The 16,328-nt window shown below is 73.0% G+C and carries 15 protein-coding genes; 7 read left to right on the top strand and 8 right to left on the bottom strand.

The genetic code is table 11. The features are described 5' to 3' along the window. Nucleotides 1–52: 52 nt before the first annotated feature. Nucleotides 53–523, bottom strand: a complete 471-nt coding sequence (locus AB1046_RS03265) for an Lrp/AsnC family transcriptional regulator (RefSeq protein WP_369372368.1) — start codon at nt 521–523, stop codon at nt 53–55. A 59-nt stretch (nt 524–582) separates the two neighbouring features. Between AB1046_RS03265 and AB1046_RS03260 the strand changes: the two genes are divergently transcribed. From AB1046_RS03260 to AB1046_RS03245, 4 genes are all read left to right on the top strand, one after another. Then, the gene (locus tag AB1046_RS03260) at nt 583–1,764 is read left to right on the top strand and encodes a PLP-dependent aspartate aminotransferase family protein (protein ID WP_369372367.1); all 1,182 of its coding nucleotides are present in this window, start codon (nt 583–585) and stop codon (nt 1,762–1,764) included. Nucleotides 1,765–1,845: 81 nt separating this feature from the next. After that, the gene (locus AB1046_RS03255; protein ID WP_369372366.1) at nt 1,846–2,241 is read left to right on the top strand and encodes a hypothetical protein; all 396 of its coding nucleotides are present in this window, start codon (nt 1,846–1,848) and stop codon (nt 2,239–2,241) included. A 204-nt stretch (nt 2,242–2,445) separates the two neighbouring features. Beyond that, nucleotides 2,446–3,102, top strand: a complete 657-nt coding sequence (locus AB1046_RS03250; protein WP_369372365.1) for an SRPBCC family protein — start codon at nt 2,446–2,448, stop codon at nt 3,100–3,102. Continuing rightward, complete coding sequence (locus AB1046_RS03245; protein WP_369372364.1) at nt 3,103–3,513, top strand: ArsR/SmtB family transcription factor; 411 nt, start codon at nt 3,103–3,105, stop codon at nt 3,511–3,513. A 24-nt stretch (nt 3,514–3,537) separates the two neighbouring features. Here AB1046_RS03245 and AB1046_RS03240 read toward each other — a convergent pair whose 3' ends face one another. Continuing rightward, nucleotides 3,538–4,650: a glycerophosphodiester phosphodiesterase family protein gene (locus AB1046_RS03240; RefSeq protein WP_369372363.1), complete on the bottom strand. Its 1,113-nt coding sequence runs from the start codon at nt 4,648–4,650 to the stop codon at nt 3,538–3,540. Between the two features lie 126 nt (nt 4,651–4,776). Here AB1046_RS03240 and AB1046_RS03235 point away from each other — a divergent pair, with 126 nt between their 5' ends. Then, nucleotides 4,777–5,241: an HtaA domain-containing protein gene (locus tag AB1046_RS03235; protein WP_369372362.1), complete on the top strand. Its 465-nt coding sequence runs from the start codon at nt 4,777–4,779 to the stop codon at nt 5,239–5,241. A gap of 4 nt (nt 5,242–5,245) precedes the next feature. On the opposite strand, the gene AB1046_RS03230 is transcribed toward AB1046_RS03235, so the two are convergent. After that, the gene (locus tag AB1046_RS03230) at nt 5,246–5,512 is read right to left on the bottom strand and encodes a hypothetical protein (protein ID WP_369372361.1); all 267 of its coding nucleotides are present in this window, start codon (nt 5,510–5,512) and stop codon (nt 5,246–5,248) included. Nucleotides 5,513–5,522: 10 nt separating this feature from the next. Then, nucleotides 5,523–6,611: a C2 family cysteine protease gene (locus AB1046_RS03225; protein WP_369372360.1), complete on the bottom strand. Its 1,089-nt coding sequence runs from the start codon at nt 6,609–6,611 to the stop codon at nt 5,523–5,525. A gap of 219 nt (nt 6,612–6,830) precedes the next feature. Between AB1046_RS03225 and AB1046_RS03220 the strand changes: the two genes are divergently transcribed. Next, nucleotides 6,831–7,352, top strand: a complete 522-nt coding sequence (locus AB1046_RS03220; RefSeq protein WP_369372359.1) for a hypothetical protein — start codon at nt 6,831–6,833, stop codon at nt 7,350–7,352. Here AB1046_RS03220 and AB1046_RS03215 read toward each other — a convergent pair. After that, nucleotides 7,339–7,542, bottom strand: a complete 204-nt coding sequence (locus tag AB1046_RS03215; protein ID WP_369372358.1) for a hypothetical protein — start codon at nt 7,540–7,542, stop codon at nt 7,339–7,341. The genes AB1046_RS03220 and AB1046_RS03215 overlap by 14 nt on opposite strands. A gap of 141 nt (nt 7,543–7,683) precedes the next feature. On the opposite strand from AB1046_RS03215, the gene AB1046_RS03210 reads away from it, so the two are divergent. Beyond that, complete coding sequence (locus tag AB1046_RS03210; RefSeq protein WP_369372357.1) at nt 7,684–9,930, top strand: protein kinase; 2,247 nt, start codon at nt 7,684–7,686, stop codon at nt 9,928–9,930. Nucleotides 9,931–9,939: 9 nt separating this feature from the next. Here the strand turns inward: AB1046_RS03210 and AB1046_RS03205 are convergent, their stop codons facing one another. From AB1046_RS03205 to AB1046_RS03195, 3 genes are all read right to left on the bottom strand, one after another. Then, nucleotides 9,940–13,515 (bottom strand): error-prone DNA polymerase, encoded by a 3,576-nt coding sequence (locus AB1046_RS03205; protein ID WP_369372356.1) that lies wholly within the window; start codon nt 13,513–13,515, stop codon nt 9,940–9,942. A 117-nt stretch (nt 13,516–13,632) separates the two neighbouring features. Further along, nucleotides 13,633–15,306 carry a DNA polymerase Y family protein gene (locus AB1046_RS03200; RefSeq protein ID WP_369372355.1) on the bottom strand — a complete coding sequence of 558 codons (1,674 nt, stop codon included), beginning with the start codon at nt 15,304–15,306 and terminating at the stop codon, nt 13,633–13,635. Continuing rightward, a complete protein-coding gene (locus AB1046_RS03195) occupies nt 15,303–16,265 on the bottom strand; it encodes a hypothetical protein (RefSeq protein WP_369372354.1) in 963 nt (320 codons plus the stop codon). The genes AB1046_RS03200 and AB1046_RS03195 overlap by 4 nt, the downstream gene beginning before the upstream one ends. Nucleotides 16,266–16,328: the final 63 nt, after the last annotated feature.

Here is a 16,328-nt window from a genome sequence, read left to right as displayed (position 1 = left end):
ACGGTCGAGAGCGAAGCAACCTAGGACTCGAAGAGGATCTCCCTCTGTCCCGTCAGGCCGCCGGGGTTACCGGACCGCAGGTCCAGGAGGAGAAGACCAGGTCCGTCTGGACCCGGCCCACCTCGCCGCGGGCGGTGAGGTCGAGCACCAGGCGCTGCAGCTCGTCGGTGTTGATGCAGGCCACGTGGATCAGGAAGTCGTCCGGGCCCGACACGTGGTGCACGGCCCGGGTCTGCGGGAGCTTGCGCACCCACTCGACGAACGGCCCCAGCAGCGGGCGGGAGTGGGTGGTGAGCCGCACCATCAGCATGGCCTGCAGCCCGCGTCCGACCGCGCCGGGGTCGATCTCGGCGTGATACCCGCGGATCACCCCGGCGTTCTGCAGCCGCTGGGTACGGGCCAGGCAGGTCGACGGCGCGACGCCGACCCGCTGCGCGAGCGTCTTGTTGGAGAGGCGGCCGTCCTTCTGCAGCTCGTCAATGAGCGCACGGTCGACCGAATCGAGGATCACGTTCTGGGCCATGGTCCGAATTTCTAGCACGTCCGGACTGCACCGACCGTGCCGGGTGCCAATAGTCCCCCATGACAACGGATGCCTTGACGCCGCACTCCTCGCCCAGCCCGTCCTCGACCAGTCACTCCAGTCACGCCTGGACCACGCGCGCCGTCCACGCCGGCCGGGACGACCTGGCCGCGCTCGGGCTGCACACCCCGCCGATCGACCTCTCCACGACCTATCCGTCGCACGACGTGCTCGGCGAGGCCGCGCGCCTCGACGAGTTCGCCGCCGGGCACGACGACGGCGGCCCGCCCGTGTACGGCCGCGTCGCCAACCCGACGGTGCGCCGGTTCGAGGACGCCCTGGCCGAGCTCGAGGGGGCCGAGGCTGCGGTCGCGTTCGCCAGCGGTATGGCCGCGCTGTCGGCGTGCCTGCTGGCGCAGGTAGCGGCGGGAAAGCCGCACGTCGTCGGCGTGCGGCCGCTGTACGGCACCACTGATCACCTGCTCGACTCCGGCCTGCTCGGCACCTCGGTGACGTGGGTGTCGCCCGAGGAGGCGACGTCAGCCATCACGGACAAGACCGGGCTGGTGATCGTGGAGAGCCCCGCGAACCCCACGCTGGGCGAGACGGACCTGCGCGCGCTCGCCGAGGCCTGCGGCCCGGTGCCGCTGCTGGTGGACAACACGTTCGCGACGCCCGTGCTGCAGCGTCCGCTGACGCTCGGGGCGGGACTGGTGCTGCACAGCGCCACGAAGTTCCTGGGCGGCCACGGCGATGTGATGGGCGGCGTCATCGCCTGCTCGGAGGAGCTCGCCCGGTCGCTGCGGCAGGTCCGGTTCGTCACCGGTGCGGTGCTGCACCCGATGGCGGGCTACGAGCTGCTGCGCGGCCTGGCGACGCTCCCGGTGCGGGTGCGCGCGGCGTCGGCCACCGCGGCCGAGCTGGCGCGGCGGCTGGCGGACCATCCCCGGGTGGACCGGGTGCACTACCCGCGCCTGGGCGGGGCGATGGTCGCGTTCGAGACCTCCGCCGACCCGGTTGCCCTGATCTCCTCTGTGCGGCTGATCACCCCGGCCGTGAGCCTGGGCAGCGTGGACAGCCTGATCCAGCACCCCGCGTCCCTGACCCACCGGATCATGGACGAGGTCTCGCGCAAGGAGGCGGGGATCTCCCCTGACCTGGTCCGCCTCTCGGTAGGCCTGGAGGACGTAGAAGACCTCTGGGCAGACCTGGACGGGGCCCTCACCCAAGCCCTTCGTTGAGTGCGGGCTATTTGCTGGGTCCGGCCGAACTGACCCCGCAAACAGCCCGCACTCGACGGCGTATCCGCCTAACGTGTGGGGATGACCAGCACTCCCTACGACCAGGACGATCTGGTCGCGTTTCTTGTCGACTACGGTGTCGCGCTCGGGTCGGGTGACCTGGAGGCCGTGACGGACAGCCTCGGCTACCCGTCGGTGGTGGTCCAGGCGGAGCGGTCCCTCGTGGTGCCCGACGCCGAGGCCGCGCGCGACGCTCTCGGCAGCATGCTCACCGCGTACCGGGAACAGGGGCTGGTCGCGGCCGTGCCGGAGCTGCGCGCGGTCGAGCAGGTGGGCGACGCGCTGCTGTGGGTCGACGTGCGCTGGAGCTACAAGGACGAGAACGCCTCGGAGGCGACGGCGGAGCGGGTGCGCTACCTGCTCCGCCGGGGCCGGGACACGTTCGAGCTGTGCGTGGTCGTGCCGGTAGAGGAGTGACGCTCAGGACGGCGTGACCTCGCGGTGCATGACCGCGTCGTCCTGGGCCATGTTCGGAACCTACTCCGCGTCACCGACACTCGCGCCTGGCGGTGCTTGGCACACTTTTTATTTGCACCAACAGCCACCCCGCGCTTGCGCCGGCACTTGCCCCTGTGGGAGCCTCGTGAGATACATAAGTGTTCGCTTATAGAAGGAGACATCATGACGACCACCATCGACCCCGTCGCCACCGCCGGACTCATGACCCGCGAGGTCCGCGACGGCAGCCGGGACGGCGTCCCCACCAAGATCGCCGTCGCCCGCCGCACGTATGCGTCCGACCGCGACGACCTGTGGGACGCGCTCACCTCCGCCGAGCGGCTGCCCCGCTGGTTCCTCCCGATCGACGGCGAGCTCTCGGTGGGCGGCCGCTACCAGTTCGTCGGCCAGGCCGGCGGTCAGGTCGAGCGGTGCGACGCCCCCAAGAGCTTCGACATCACCTGGGAGTTCGGCGGCCAGGTCTCCTGGGTGACGGTCTCCCTCAGCCCCGCCGACGACGGCACCACGCTCGAGCTGGTGCACGAGGCCCCCGTGGACCCCGACTTCTGGACGCAGTACGGGCCGGGCGCCGTCGGCGTCGGCTGGGACCTCGCCCTGGTGGGCCTGGGCCTGCACCTGGCCACCGGCTCCGACAACGACGCGAAGGAGTTCGAGGAGTGGACCCTCTCCCCCGTCGGCGTCGAGTTCGTGCGCCTCGCGAGCACCGGCTGGGCCGACGCCGCGACCGCCTCCGGGGAGGACGCCGACCAGTCCCGCGCCGCGGGAGAACGCACCCTGGCCTTCTACACCGTGCCCCCCACCGCCGAGCCGGAGGCCTGAGTGCCTGCGGCGGCCGACTCGGCCCCGGACGGGGTGTTCGAGGCGCTGGGCGACCCGGTCCGGCGTCGGCTGCTGGAGCTGCTGATCCCCGGCGAGCAGCCCGCCGGGGCACTGGTCACCGCCCTGCAGGCACGCGTGCGGATCACCCAGCCAGCGGTCTCGCAGCACCTCAGGGTGCTGCGCGAGGCCGGCCTGGTCCAGGTGCGCGCCGAGGGCACGCGCCGGCTCTACGCCGTGGACGACGCCGGCACGGCCGCCGCCCAGGCTTGGCTCGCCCGCTTCGAGGACACGTTCGCCCAGCCGCTCGACGCCCTGGCCACAGAGCTGGCCCGCGGCCGCCGCGACCGCCGTCGAACACCCCCTGCCGCCGGAACCGCCCACCCCGACCGCCCCGCCCAGAGCACAGGCTGACCCAGAGCTGTGATCGGCAGTACGTCAGTAGCGCTTCGGGAGCTTCAGGTGGCGGTCCGCCATGACCTCGCGCAGGAGGTCGGGGCGGTCGGTGATGATGCCGTCGACGCCGATGTCCATCAGGGACTCGATCGTGGCGCGGTCGTCGACGGTCCACGGGATCACGGTCAGGCCCGCACGATGCGCCGCGCGGACGAGCTCCGGCGTCGTGAAGGGTACGTAGCCGGGGTCGTTCACGCCGCCGCCCTGCGGGTCGCCGTGCACGGGCGAGACGGCGTCGGCCCCGAAGGAGGCGCTGGCCGCGACGAACTTCTGCTGGATCGAACCCGGGAAGTCGTCGATGTCCAGGCCGCCGAGCCACGGCGACGCACCCTCCACACCGACCTGCAGGAACTGCTGGCCGTTGGTCAGCGCCACCAGCGGGAGCCGCGGCTCGACCTCGCTCATGCGCATCAGCGCGCCCCAGTCGAAGCTCTGGATCGTGACCTGGTCGACCAGGCGGGCCTTGCGGACCTCGCGGGCGACGACCTGCACGAACTGCTCGCGCGGCGCCGTCTGCTCCGGCGCGCCGGCCTCGACCTTGGTCTCGATGTTGAGCGTGACCTGGTGCGCGCGGTGGCGGTTGACCAGGCTCAGCACCTCAGACAGCAGCGGCATACGCTCCCCCGGGTGCAGCTCCTGTTCCGGGAACTGCGGCTGGCGCAGCGAGCCGCAGTCGAGGGTGCGGACCTGCGCGAGCGTGAGGTCCTTGATGTACCGGGTCCCGGGGACGTACGGGAACTCTGGGTCGCCCGGGAACGCGGGAACCGTGTCTACACACTTGGCCGGGCTCGGGTCGCGGTCATGGGTCACGACGGCGTACCCGTCCTGCGTGATCTGCACGTCAAGCTCCAGCGTGCTGACCCCGAGCGCGAGGGCGTTGTCGAAGGCCGGGAGCGTGTTCTCGACCGTCAGGGCGACCCCGCCGCGGTGCGCCTGGAGGTCGAAGGTGCGGTGGCGGCCGGCCTGGTCGGCAGCGCTGGCCGTGCCCGGGTTCTGCAGGGCGGACGCCGGCGCGACGCCCAGGGCGAGCACCCCTGCGAGGGCCATCGCGAGGGCTGCGGTACGGGCATCGTTGGCGCGTGGGGTGGTCCTCATGCGCCCGAGCCTGGACGCGTCCGGTTGCCGGGGCAAGGCCCGCCGCCGTCCGCCCGGCGACGCCCCCGTGAACGCGCGGCGACCGAGCGAGCCCCCCGGGGGCAGGAGGACGAGTACGGTTCTCGGGTGGCTCATCTGGACTGGGAGATCAAGGCAAGCCTGCTGATGTACGTGATGGGGGCGCCGGGCGGCCGCATCGTGCAGGACGACGCCGTCGGCGGCACCGGCGCGGCGTTCCACTTCCCGCTCGACCCGGAGCGCAGCCCGGAACCGTCCGCGGACTCGTCCCGGTTCGCCTTCACGGGATCGGTCGTGTTCATCGGGCACTACGGCTCGTTCGTCGGCGAGGTCGCCGACATCGAGGTCGACTCCCCGGCCGACGGCGGCTCCGACTGGACCATGTCCATCCGGGACCGCGAGTCGGACGTGCGCACGGTCGCCTTCCGCCTCACCGGCTCCCCCGAGCGGTCCGCCGACGGCCTGCGCCTGACCTGGCGCCAGGTCGAGCTGACCGACGACGGCGCGAAGCTCTGGGGCGGCAGCTACTCGGCGGGCACGCCGTTCGAGCCGGTGACGATCGACCTGTCCTGACCGGTCAGTCCTCCGCCGGGGTGAAGGTGAACGTCACCTCGCCCTGGACCGTGTCCGGGCTGCCCTCTATCGCATCGACGTGGAGCGTCCCGGCGCCGGTCAGGTCGAGCGAGCCGCCGCGAGGCACCACGACTACCTCGTCCTGGCGCGGCGAGCGGACCATCAGCTGCACCTTTGCCTCCGCACCGCGGACACCCACCCGCATGATGCCCACCTTGACGTCGGCGAAGTGCGGCTGTGACCCCTGCGAGGCCGTGGTCGTGCGGTTCATGTCGCGCTCCTCACTTGGTGGACGATGTGGTGTACAGGGTGTCGAAGTTCTCCTCCCACTGCTGCTGGGTGAGCCACATGTCGCCCACCTTGTTGGAGCCGTCGCTCTGGTTGTGGTCGCCCGGACCCCACGGGTTGATGACGTGGACCTCCAGCTCACCGTTCGCGTTCTCCCGCACCTCGTCGACGACGTAGGCGTGGTTGGGCACGACCCGATTGTCGTCCATCTCGCCGTCCCACCAGAGGAACGAGCCGTCGTCCTCGGTGCCCCCTGCGACCGGGCCGTTCTTGAGCGCCTCCCGGACGTCCTCAAGACTGCCCTCGTCGGAGCTGTTCGACTCCTTGCCCGTGATCGCCTCGAACGCCTCGTCCGAGTACCCGCCGTCCAGGTCCTCGTACTCCCCGCCCCAGTACTCGGCAGCCGCCTTCTCGTAGATCGACGCCCAGCTCGGGTTGCCCTTCGGGTCCATCACACCGCCGCTGGCAACCTCGGGCTCGACGGTGATCTCGACCGGCTCGCCGTCCTTGTACATGGTGACGGTCCAGGTACCGTCCGGGTTCTCGACCATGTGCTCGCGGAAGAACTCGGGGTCGTTCTGGGCGATGGAGCCCATCGCGGCGAGCAGCCAGCAGTCACCGAGCCCCTGCTGGTTGAGCTGGTCGGGATCGATCGCGTTGTCGTCCATGGGGATGTTGGTGGCCGGCTTGTAGGGGCCATGGTCCCCCAGATCGGGGTTGCCCGGCCGGTCCTCGCCGGAGTAGTCGCCTCCGCCAGCACCGCCCCCGGGGCCACCGCCCGGCAGGCCGAAGCCGCCGCCTGCGCCGTCCAGGCTCTCGCTGGTCCGCTCCTGATCGTCCGCATTGCGGCGCACGACGTCGCCAACGCGAGCGAGCTCCGTCTCCACGGCGCTCAGGCCCGGGGCGTGCCGATCGGCCCACTCGCCGCGGAACATCTCGCCGTTCGGCCCCCACCAGTCGGAGGCGTCGACGCCGGACGCGATGAGGCTGCGCGCCGCACCGAGCTGGGCCGCGGCCTCGTCGAAGGCCCGTCCGAGCAACCGCAGCGCCTCGACGTCCGCGCCGTACATGTTGTCGCTCACGCCACGCTCCCCCTCGTGTGCCCGTGCCCAGGTGAGCGGAACGATAGCCGAGGTGTCCGACACTCACTACGGGGAGAAGTCCCCGTGGTGCGCACCGCATGAATCAGGGCACCGTAGTGCCTGCCCTGGTAGCGTCCCGGACCTGAGAGCCGGGCCGCGCCCCGGCCCCGCGGCCGGTCAAGCAGCCGGTCAAGACGACCAGGGAGACAGATGCGGTCCATGTCCCAGGCAACCCGGGTGCGGCGGATCTGCGCGGCGCTGCTCGCCGTCGGTGTGCTGACCTCCTGCTCGACGGGTTCGGACGACGAGCCGGCCCAACCTCCGCCCGCGCTCGACTCGGCGGTGACGGGCTACACGGCCGCGTACGACGACGTCGTCGGGGCGCTTCAGCAGTCCGTCCCGGAGGTGGAGTGGACCGCCAAGAGCGACTTCCCGGCCGTCACCGAGCAGCCCGACGGCCGGTGCCACCTCTTCCTCGCCGAGAGCCTGGGCGAGGGCGACCTGTACGAGTCCAGCGACGGCCTCGCCGACCTGGCGGCCGCGCTCGACCCGGTCCTGGACGAGCACGGCTTCGACCCGCTGTCCGAGGTGGTCTATCCCGAGAACGGCGGCGACGTGTACGTGACGGCCACCGACCCGGCCGGCTGGGAGGTCGAGGTCACCGCTTACCCGCCGCTCGTCGGGATCTCAGGTCCGGTCGAGACCGACGAGTGTGACGCGAGCGCGCTTACGGGGTCTTGATTCCCGGGGCCCGTCGAACAGCCGGCTTGGCCTGGCTGCGCTCGGCCGCCTCGCGCTTGAACGCGGCGAACTTGTCCGCCATCCGGGGCGGCAGCGGCACGTCGAACTCCTCCGAGTTGGGCTCGTAGGACTCGAGCTGATCGGCCAGGGCATCTACATCGGCGATCACAGCGTCTAGGTTCCGTCGCATCTGTTCATCCTTCCACCGCGGGTCATCCTTCCACCACGAGGCACGCAACGCCCGCACACATCGCGCACGATCGGGCAACCCTGCGGACTGGACCTGGGATTTTCCTCGGACGGGCACACCCGCGCTGGTAGGTTGCCCGTTATGACGTCACCAGCGCCAGGCGTCGGCGAGGTCGCGCCAGCGGCCGTCGGCCCCGGTCCGGTCCCGTTGCCTGATCCCGAGCCTGCAGCCGAGCCCGCAGCCGCGGCCTCCCCACCGGCGGTCCCGGAGCCCATCGCCTCCCCCGGGGCCTCCTCCGGGCTGGTTCCAGAGCCCGAACCAGCCCCGGAACCAGCGCCCGAGACGACCCCAGAACCAGAGCCCGAACCAGTGCCCGCGCCGCCCGCCCCGCCCGTCGCCCCGCCCGTCGCCCCGCCCGCTGCCCCACTCGCCGCGGCGCTCCCCGTGCGCCCGGTCCGGCGCATCCCCGCGAGCGGGGAACGGCTGGGCCGGTTCACCCTGGACGAGGCGCTCGGCCACGGCGGTTTCGCGCACGTGTACCGGGCGCAGGCCGACGACGGCACGGAAGTCGCCCTCAAGGTCCTGACCGGACTGCACGACGACGCCCGCGAACGCTTCGCACAAGAGGCGCAGCTCCTGGAACGCGTGGGCGGGCGGGGCTTCCCGCGCTTCGTGGAGGCCGGCCTGGACGCGACCCAGCCCTGGTTCGCGATGGAGCTCGTGCCCGGCACCACGCTGCGGGACCGGGTGCGCGAGGACGGGCCGCTGTCCGGCCGTGCGGCGCTGGGCCTGGCCGCGCAGCTCGTCGACGCGCTGCTCGTGCTGCAGGAGGAGCGCTGCCTGCACCGCGACCTCAAGCCGGCGAACATCATGGTCGACGGCGACCGCGTGGTGCTCATCGACCTGGGCATCGCCAAGGTCTTCGACGCCGCGACATCCACGCAGCCCGCCGGAACCTTCTCGTACATGGCGCCGGAGCTGTTCGGGCGCCGGGTGCACCCGCGCTCGGACGTGTACAGCCTGGGGCTGCTGCTCGTGTACGCGAGCACGGGCACGCTGCCGCTGGACCTGAACTTCCTGGGCCGGGACCTGGTGGCCACCGATCTCGTGGACGAGGAGCCCTCTGACGTCGTCCCGGACGAGGATCCCCTGCCCGTGCCGCCGAGCATCGACCGGCACGTGCAGTCGCTGATCCTCGCCATGACCCGGTACCAGCCGAACCACCGCCCGCCGCTGGAGAACATCGCGGGGGTGCTGCGCTCCCGGCTCGCGAGCACAACTCCCGACCCGACGCTGCTGCTCACCTCCCAGGTACTCAGCGACGGCGTGACGGCCGCCGAGGTGGCCGCGCTCCCGGTGACGGACCTGCTGGCCGGCCGGGGCCACACCCGGATGTTCCAGCCGGGCCTCGACCGGTCGGACGAGGCCACGCCCGCCCGCACCCCGGAACCCTGGCACGCGCTCGTGTACGACCGCGCGCTCATGAACGTCCTGGCCGAGGTGCACGCTGACGGTTTCGACGGCGCCGCGGAGCAGGTGGTGGCCGACCACGTCTCGGAGATCGGCGTGCACGTCGCCGGTGGCGCCACCCCGGCCGAGATCAAGGACTGGATCTGGCAGGCGATGCGCTGGCAGGTCACGTCTCCCGCTGACGGCCACGCGGACACGCTCCGCGGCTGGCGCGCCTTCCGCAGCCCTGAGGCTGCCCCGGTGAGCGAGCGCTCCAGCGGGGGCTCCAGCAGCAGCTCTGGCCGGAGCCCTGACTCCGTGCGCCCGGCAGCCGCGGCGACCCAGGTCGTCCGGAACTTGGTCCCGCCGCCGCAGTCGTTCGAGCCGCGCAAGAGCCCGGTCAAGCACCTCGGCCCCGCCCCGCAGCAGCCCCGGACGAAGCCGCCCGTGCACGCCACCCGCCCGATGCCGGTGCTGCCGTCCTCCGCCCCGAAGCAGCAGCCCGCGGCCAGGCCGCCGAGCAGGCAGCCGGGCGCACAGCCGGGCAGGCAGGCGGGCCAACAGCCAGGTAGGCAAGCGGCTAGGCAGCCGAGCGTACAGCCGGGCAGGCAACCCGGCGTGCAGCCGAGGCCACCCGCTCCGGTCGTGCCGCGCAGGAAGCCGTGGCCGCTGCGGCTGCTCAGCGCACTCGTGCGATGGATTCCCCGGCTGGTGCTCCTGTGGGCCGCGTACGTGCTGATCGCCCAGGACTACCCCCCGGGAGGTCAGCCGTACCTCGTCGCGCCGGCGCTCGCGATCGCCGCTCTCGGGCTGGCGGTTCTCCTGCGCGTCCTCGGGCAGGCAATGAAGGTCTGGTTCTACGTGGTCGCGACGGTGCTCGTCGGCGTGGGTTCGGTAGTGCTGTGGGCGACGAGCACGGGCCTGCTGTACATGGCCTGACCCGACAGCTCACTGGAAGTCCCGCGAGCGCCCCGGCACCCCCAGCGTCAGCGGCGCAAGATGCTCCGCCAGGAGGTTCACGGCGTTGTCGGCCGACTCGATCCGCCCCCGCACCACCATGGCCGGCGCTGACCGCGCCACCTTCCGGAACCGCTGCCACAGCCCGACTGTGCAGATCACGTTGAGCAGTCCCGTCTCGTCCTCCAGGGACAGGAAGGTCACTCCTCCGGCCGTCCCCGGCCGCTGCCGGTGGGTCACCACCCCGCCGACGGCGATCCGGCGCCCCGCCTGCGTCGCGATCGCCTGCGCCACGGTGAGCACGCCCGCCGCCGCCAGCCCGGGCCGCACGTGCTGCGTCGGGTACGAGTCGGGCGTGACGCCGGTCGCCCACGCGTCGGCCTGCGACAGCTCGATCTCGCTCATCCCCGGCAGCATCGGGGCCTCGACGCCGACGCTGACGCCGGGCAGCGTCGTCGGCCCCTCCTGGCCCAGCGCCCCCGCCGCCCACAGCCCTTCCCGGCGTTCGACGCCGAGCGACTCCAGCGCACCGCCCGTCGCGAGCGCCTCGAGCTGCGCCGTCGACAGCTCGACCCGCTGGACCAGGTCCCGCAGCGACGCGAACCCCGCCGGTCCGACGGCGCCCCGCGCGGCGACGATCTCCTCGGCCTTGTCCTTGCCGATGCCGCGCACGGACTCCAGGCCCATGCGGACCGCGAGCGCCGGGTCTGCTCGGACGAGCCGGGCCACGGAAGGGGCAGTCTCGGTACCCGGGTCGCTGTCGGCGACGTCGTCGCCGTCGGACGCACCGCCGTCGGGCATATCCACCGAAGGCAACCGCTCCACGCTTGCCAGCACTCGTGAGGCCGCAACCGAGGGCCGCAGCACGCGCACGCCGTGCCGGCGCGCGTCGGCGACCAGCGACTGGGGCGAGTAGAACCCCATGGGCTGGGCCGCGAGCAGCCCCGCATAGAACGCGGCGGGGTGGTGCACCTTGAGCCATGAGCTCACGTACACGAGGTGGGCGAAGGAGTAGGCGTGCGACTCGGGGAAGCCGAAGTCGGCGAACGCCTTGAGCTTCTCGAAGATCTCGTCCTGCTTGTCGGGCTCGACCTTGTTGGCCGTCATCCCCGCGTAGAACCGTTCGCGCATCTCCTCCATGCGTTCGACCGACCGCTTGGAGCCCATGGCGCGCCGCAGCTGGTCGGACTCCTTGGGCGAGAACCCGGCGACCTCGATCGCCATCTGCATGAGCTGCTCCTGGAACAGCGGCACGCCCAGGGTCCGCTTCAGCACGGGCTCCAGCAGCTCGTGCGGGTAGTCCACCTCCTGACGCCCACGAGCCCGCTCGATATAGGGGTGCACCGACCCACCCTGGATGGGGCCGGGCCGGATGAGCGCTACCTCCACGACGATGCTGTAGAAGTCTCGCGGCTGCAGGCGCGGCAGTGTCGACATCTGGGCGCGCGACTCCACCTGGAACACACCTACCGTGTCGGCGGCGCACAGCAGGTCGTACACGAGTTTGTCGTCGTTGCCGGACAGGTCGTGCAGCTCGTAACGCTTCCCGGTGTGCTCCTCGATGGACTCGAACGCGTACCGGATGGCGGTCAGCATGCCCAGGCCGAGCAGGTCGAACTTGACCAGTCCCGCGTCCGCGCAGTCCTCCTTGTCCCACTGCAGCACCGTGCGGCCCTCCATGCGGGCCCACTCCACGGGGACCACCTCGATCACCGGGCGGTCGCACATCACCATGCCGCCCGAGTGGATGCCCAGGTGCCGGGGCAGGCGGAGCATCCGGTCGGCGAGGTCGAGCACGTCGTCGGGGATCTCCCCCTCTTCCGCGGCCGACGGCGGTGTGCGGAACGGCACCACGTCGTGGGAGTCGTCGGCGCGGGCCGGCCGCGGCTCCCCGGGGGTGCGCGTCTCCTCGGCGAGCACGTCGACGAAGATCCCGGGGCCACCGTCGTGGGTGCGCCCAGGGCCGGTGTGCCCGATGTGCGGCCGCGGTTCCCGCGGGCCCCACAGCGCGGTGGTCCGGGCATCCTTGGCCGCGGTCTTGTTCAGCGGTGTGCCCGACGGCGTGGGTTTCAGCGACCCCCAGCGCTCGATCGACTTGGACCACGCGTCCTGCTGCCCGATGTCGTAGCCGAGCGCGCGGGCGGCGTCGCGCACCGCTGACCGCGGCCGGTAGGAGATGACGTTCGCGACCTGCGCCGCGTGCGTGCGCCCGAACTTGTCGTAGACGTACTGGATCACCTCCTCGCGGCGCACCGACTCGATGTCGATGTCGATGTCCGGCGGACCGTCGCGCTCCGGTGCGAGGAACCGTTCGAACAGCAGCTTGTGCTTCACGGCGTCCACCGCGGTGATGCCCAGGGCGAAGCAGACTGCCGAGTTCGCGGCACTGCCCCGGCCCTGCGCGAGGATCCCTTCTCGTCGGCAGAACTCCACCAGGTCGTAGACCACGAGGAAGTACCCGGGGAAGTTCAGGTCGGTGATGACCCGCAGCTCGTGGTCGATCTGCGCCCACGCCTTCTTGTTGCTCTCGCGCGGGCCGTAGTGCTTGGTCGCGCCCCGATGGGCGAGCTCGCGCAGCCAGGTCGCCTCGTTGTATCCGGGTGGCACGTCGTAGGGCGGCAGGTTCGGTGCGATGAGCTTCAGGTCGAAGGCGCACTCCGCCCCCAGCGCGGCCGCCGTCGGCACGGCCTGCGGGTGCAGGTGGTGCAGGCGTGCCATCTCGTCACCGCTGCGCAGGTGGGCAGTGGGGGCGCCGGGCAGCCAGCCGTCCAGGTCGTCCAGGGATGAGCGGGCCCGGACGGCGGCCAGCGCCCCGGCCAGGTCGGCGTCCCGCGGGCGCGCGTAGTGCGCGGCGGTGGTGGCGACCAGCGGCAGGTGCGCCTCCTGCGCGAGGAGGGCGAGCGCGGCGTGCAGGTCGGCGTCGCGCGGGTCGCCGGTAGCGGTGATCTCGACGGCGACGTTGTCCCGCCCGAACGCATCGACCAGCCGCTCGATCTCGCGCCGGGCGGCGCCGAGCCGGTCGGTACGGTTCCCCCCGGCCATCAGGGCCTGGCGGACCGCGCCCTTGCGGCAGCCGGTGAGGACCAGCCACTCGCCTGCGCTCGCCTCGCCCAGGGACTCCAGCGTGTACTTCGCCGCGCCCTTGACTCCTGCTTCCAGGTGCGCGGTGCCGATCGCGCTCGACAGGTTGCGGTAGCCGTGCTCGCCACGCGCGAGCACAAGCAGGTGCGTGGCGCGCGGGTCGGGGGTACCGGTGGGCGGGTCCAGCACGGGTGCGCCCTTCGCGCCGGCCGAGCCGCGCCGGCCGGTTGACCCGCGCACGCCGGGCGACCTGCTCCCGCCGGTCGAGGCCACCGGCAGGTGCAGCTCCGCCCCGAACACGGTGGGCAGCTCGACCTTCTTCGCGGCCTCCGAGAACCGCACCACCCCGTACAGCCCGTCGTGGTCGGTGATCGCGAGCGCCTTCAGCCCGAGCCGCTTGCCCTCTGCGGCGAGCTCCTCGGGGTGGGAGGCGCCGTCGAGAAAGCTGAACGCGGAGTGGGCATGCAGCTCGGCGTAGCCAGTCATGAGGTCGGCACTCTCCCACCGGGTCGGCAGTCTGCATCGAGGTCGGTCCAGCGCTGAGCCGACCTCAGTGCAAAGTGCCGAGCTTGTGGCGCAAACTGCCGACCTGCGCGGGACGGCCTAGTCATAGAGGGCCTCCAGCGTCCACTGCCCGGCCGACGACGACAGCAGCAACCCCATGTAACCCGGGAGATCGGTCATCACCTGGAGGAACACACGGCGCTTGCCCCGGGGCGTCCACCACCGCTCGGCGACCGGCCAGGGACCGGCCCAGTCGACGACGGCAGCGTCGAGCCCGGCCCACGGGCCGCCGTCGGGCACTACCACCCGGGCCGGGTCGCCGCTGACCGCCAGGCGCACGTCGACGACGACGGGGCGCCCGTCGTCGTCGAGCACGTGCGCGGGGGCGGGCTCGGGCAGCACCACCGAGGGGGCCGGAGGCGGTAGGGCGCCGGGCCAGGGCCGGTCGGGGTCGCGCTCGGGCGGGACCTGCTCGCCGTAGGGGACGAGCTGGACGCGGTCGCGGGGATCGCGCCCGCCCTGGAGCCGCACGGTGAGGACGGCGTCGCCGCCGAGCAGGGCCTGCACCCGCTCGACGGCGCGGCGGGCACGCAGGTCCTCGCCCGCGCCGGGTCCCCAGAGGCGCGGCTGCAGGGCCCCGGCGGGGGCCATCTCCTCGGCGGCGAGGGTCAGGCCAGCGATCGGGGCGGGGGCGACGCCTTTCCCGAGGGACGACGCCGTCAGCCAGCCCTCGAGCTGCCAGCGCACCCGGTCGGTGATCCGGGCGGCCGACAGCCCGCCGAGCGTGTCGTCGGTGCGCCACAGCCGTTCCAGGGTGCGGGCCTCGCCCGTGACCGGGTCGACGGCGCGCGCCGTGATCCGCAGCCGCCCGCACGCCAGGCCGCGCCGGTCCAGGTCGTCGTGCAGGCGCTCGGCCAGGCGGCGGGCGGCGAAGGTCGCGACGTCGACCCGGTGCGCCGGCGGGTCCAGCTCCTCGGTGACGGTCAGGTCCTCGGCGAGCCGACGTCGGGCGGGCGGCCGCACGTCCTGCCCCCGGGCGAGGCGCTGCGCCCAGATGCCGAGGTCGCCGAAGCGGGCGGCTACGGCGGCGTCGGGCAGGGCCGACAGGTCGGCCAGCGTGCGGATGCCGAGGCGGCGCCACAGGTCGGCCAGCTCGGTCAGGGCCCGGTCCCCCGGGCGCGCGTGCACAAGCACGGCCGCGGGGCGGGGCGCGAGGTAGTCCGGCGAGGCACCCGGCGGTACGACGGCGTCCTCGCGAGCCGCCAGGACCGCGGCCAGGTAGCCGTCGGCGACCCCGACCTGGCACTCGTGGCCGGTGCGGACAGCGACCTGCTCGGTCAGCTCGCGGGCCAGGTCGTGCTCGGAGCCGTGGTACCGAGCCGCTCCGCCCGACGGCAGCAGGAGCAGACCGGGCCGCGCGACCTCCAGCCCGGAGACCACGGTCTCGGCGGCCACGGCGACGGGCTCGAACTCGCGGGCGTCGCGGGCGTCGTCGGCGGTCCAGAGCTGCAGGTCGGGGCAGCGCCCCTGCGCCTCGCGACGGCGCATGCCGCGGCGCACCCCGGCGCTGCGCGCGGGCGCGGACACCGCCACGATCCGCCCGCCGGGGCCGCCCGTGACCGCCGCGGGCACCTCGGGGCCCAGGCCGGCGACGACCAGGGCCGCGACGACCGGCCAGTCGGGCACCCAGAGGCAGGCGGTGCGGGTGACCGGGTCGCCGGTGGCAAGGATGGCGGGGACGGCGCTGCCGGGACGGGCTGAGCGGCCGGTCATCCGACGAGCCCCAGCCGCGGACGACCCTCGGCGCCTCGCCGGAGGCTGGTGTCGCCGTCCGGCGCCGCCGCACTGACTGCGGAGCCCTCTGCCCCGACGAGCACCGCGCCGTCGACGGCCGCCCGGCACACCGGCACCTCCACGTCCAGGTGCAGGGGCCGCGCAGCGTCTCCCCGCCCGGTGCGCCGCACCCGCAGGGTCCGACGCCGCAGCCAGCCCGTCCCGTGATCGATCCCCGCCCAGCCCCCGCCGACGGCCTCGAGCACCACGTGCGCACCGACCCAGCCACCGTCCCCAGCTCCCCGCTGAGTGCTGGCAGACAGGGCGGGCAGGGCGGAGATCAGCACGGTTGCCCGCTCGCGGGCGCGCGCCGTCAGCCGGCGCCGGTCGTGGTCCAGGAGCGCCACCTCAGGGCCGACCACCACCACGTCCATACCGTCGATCAGCGCGGCGAGCACGGCGGGCGCGTCCACGCCCGACCCGGCCGGCAGCGGCACCACCAGGGTGCGCGCCAGGTCGCACCCGGCGTCGGCGGCCGCGGCCATCCCGGCCGCGGGATACCCGACCAGCACGGTCCATGCCCCGTCGCGGGACGCCTCGGCGAGCAGGGTGAGCAGCAGCGACGTCGAGCCCCGGACGGCGACGGTGGTCCCGGTGCGCAGGCCGCCGTCGGGCAGGAGGGACGCGAGGTGCGGGTGGACGGGCAGGACACGCGAGCCCTCGCCCGACTGCCCGACGGTGAGCCCGCCCCGCAGCGCCCGGGGACCGGGCGGCGACACGATGACCGTCTGGACCGCCCGTGCGGCCGTGGCCTGCTTGCGCACTCCGGTGCGCGTCTCGGCGGACCGCAGGGCGGCGAGCGCCCGTGCGTGCCGGGTGTCCGCGGCGTCGGCTGCATCGGCGTCGGCTGTGCCAGTGCCGGCGGTGCTGGTCTCCGGGGAGACTGTTACAACGGTCATGGCCCTCCAGCGATGGTGTCTGCCGGTGGAGACCGGATGGTCGAGCACCTCATCGAACATATG

Origin of the sequence: Promicromonospora sp. Populi, assembly GCF_041081105.1 — a bacterium.
Lineage (GTDB): Bacteria > Actinomycetota > Actinomycetes > Actinomycetales > Cellulomonadaceae > Promicromonospora.
The sequence above is the reverse complement of the archived record's forward strand: the minus strand, read 5'-3'. Positions and strand labels throughout refer to the sequence as shown.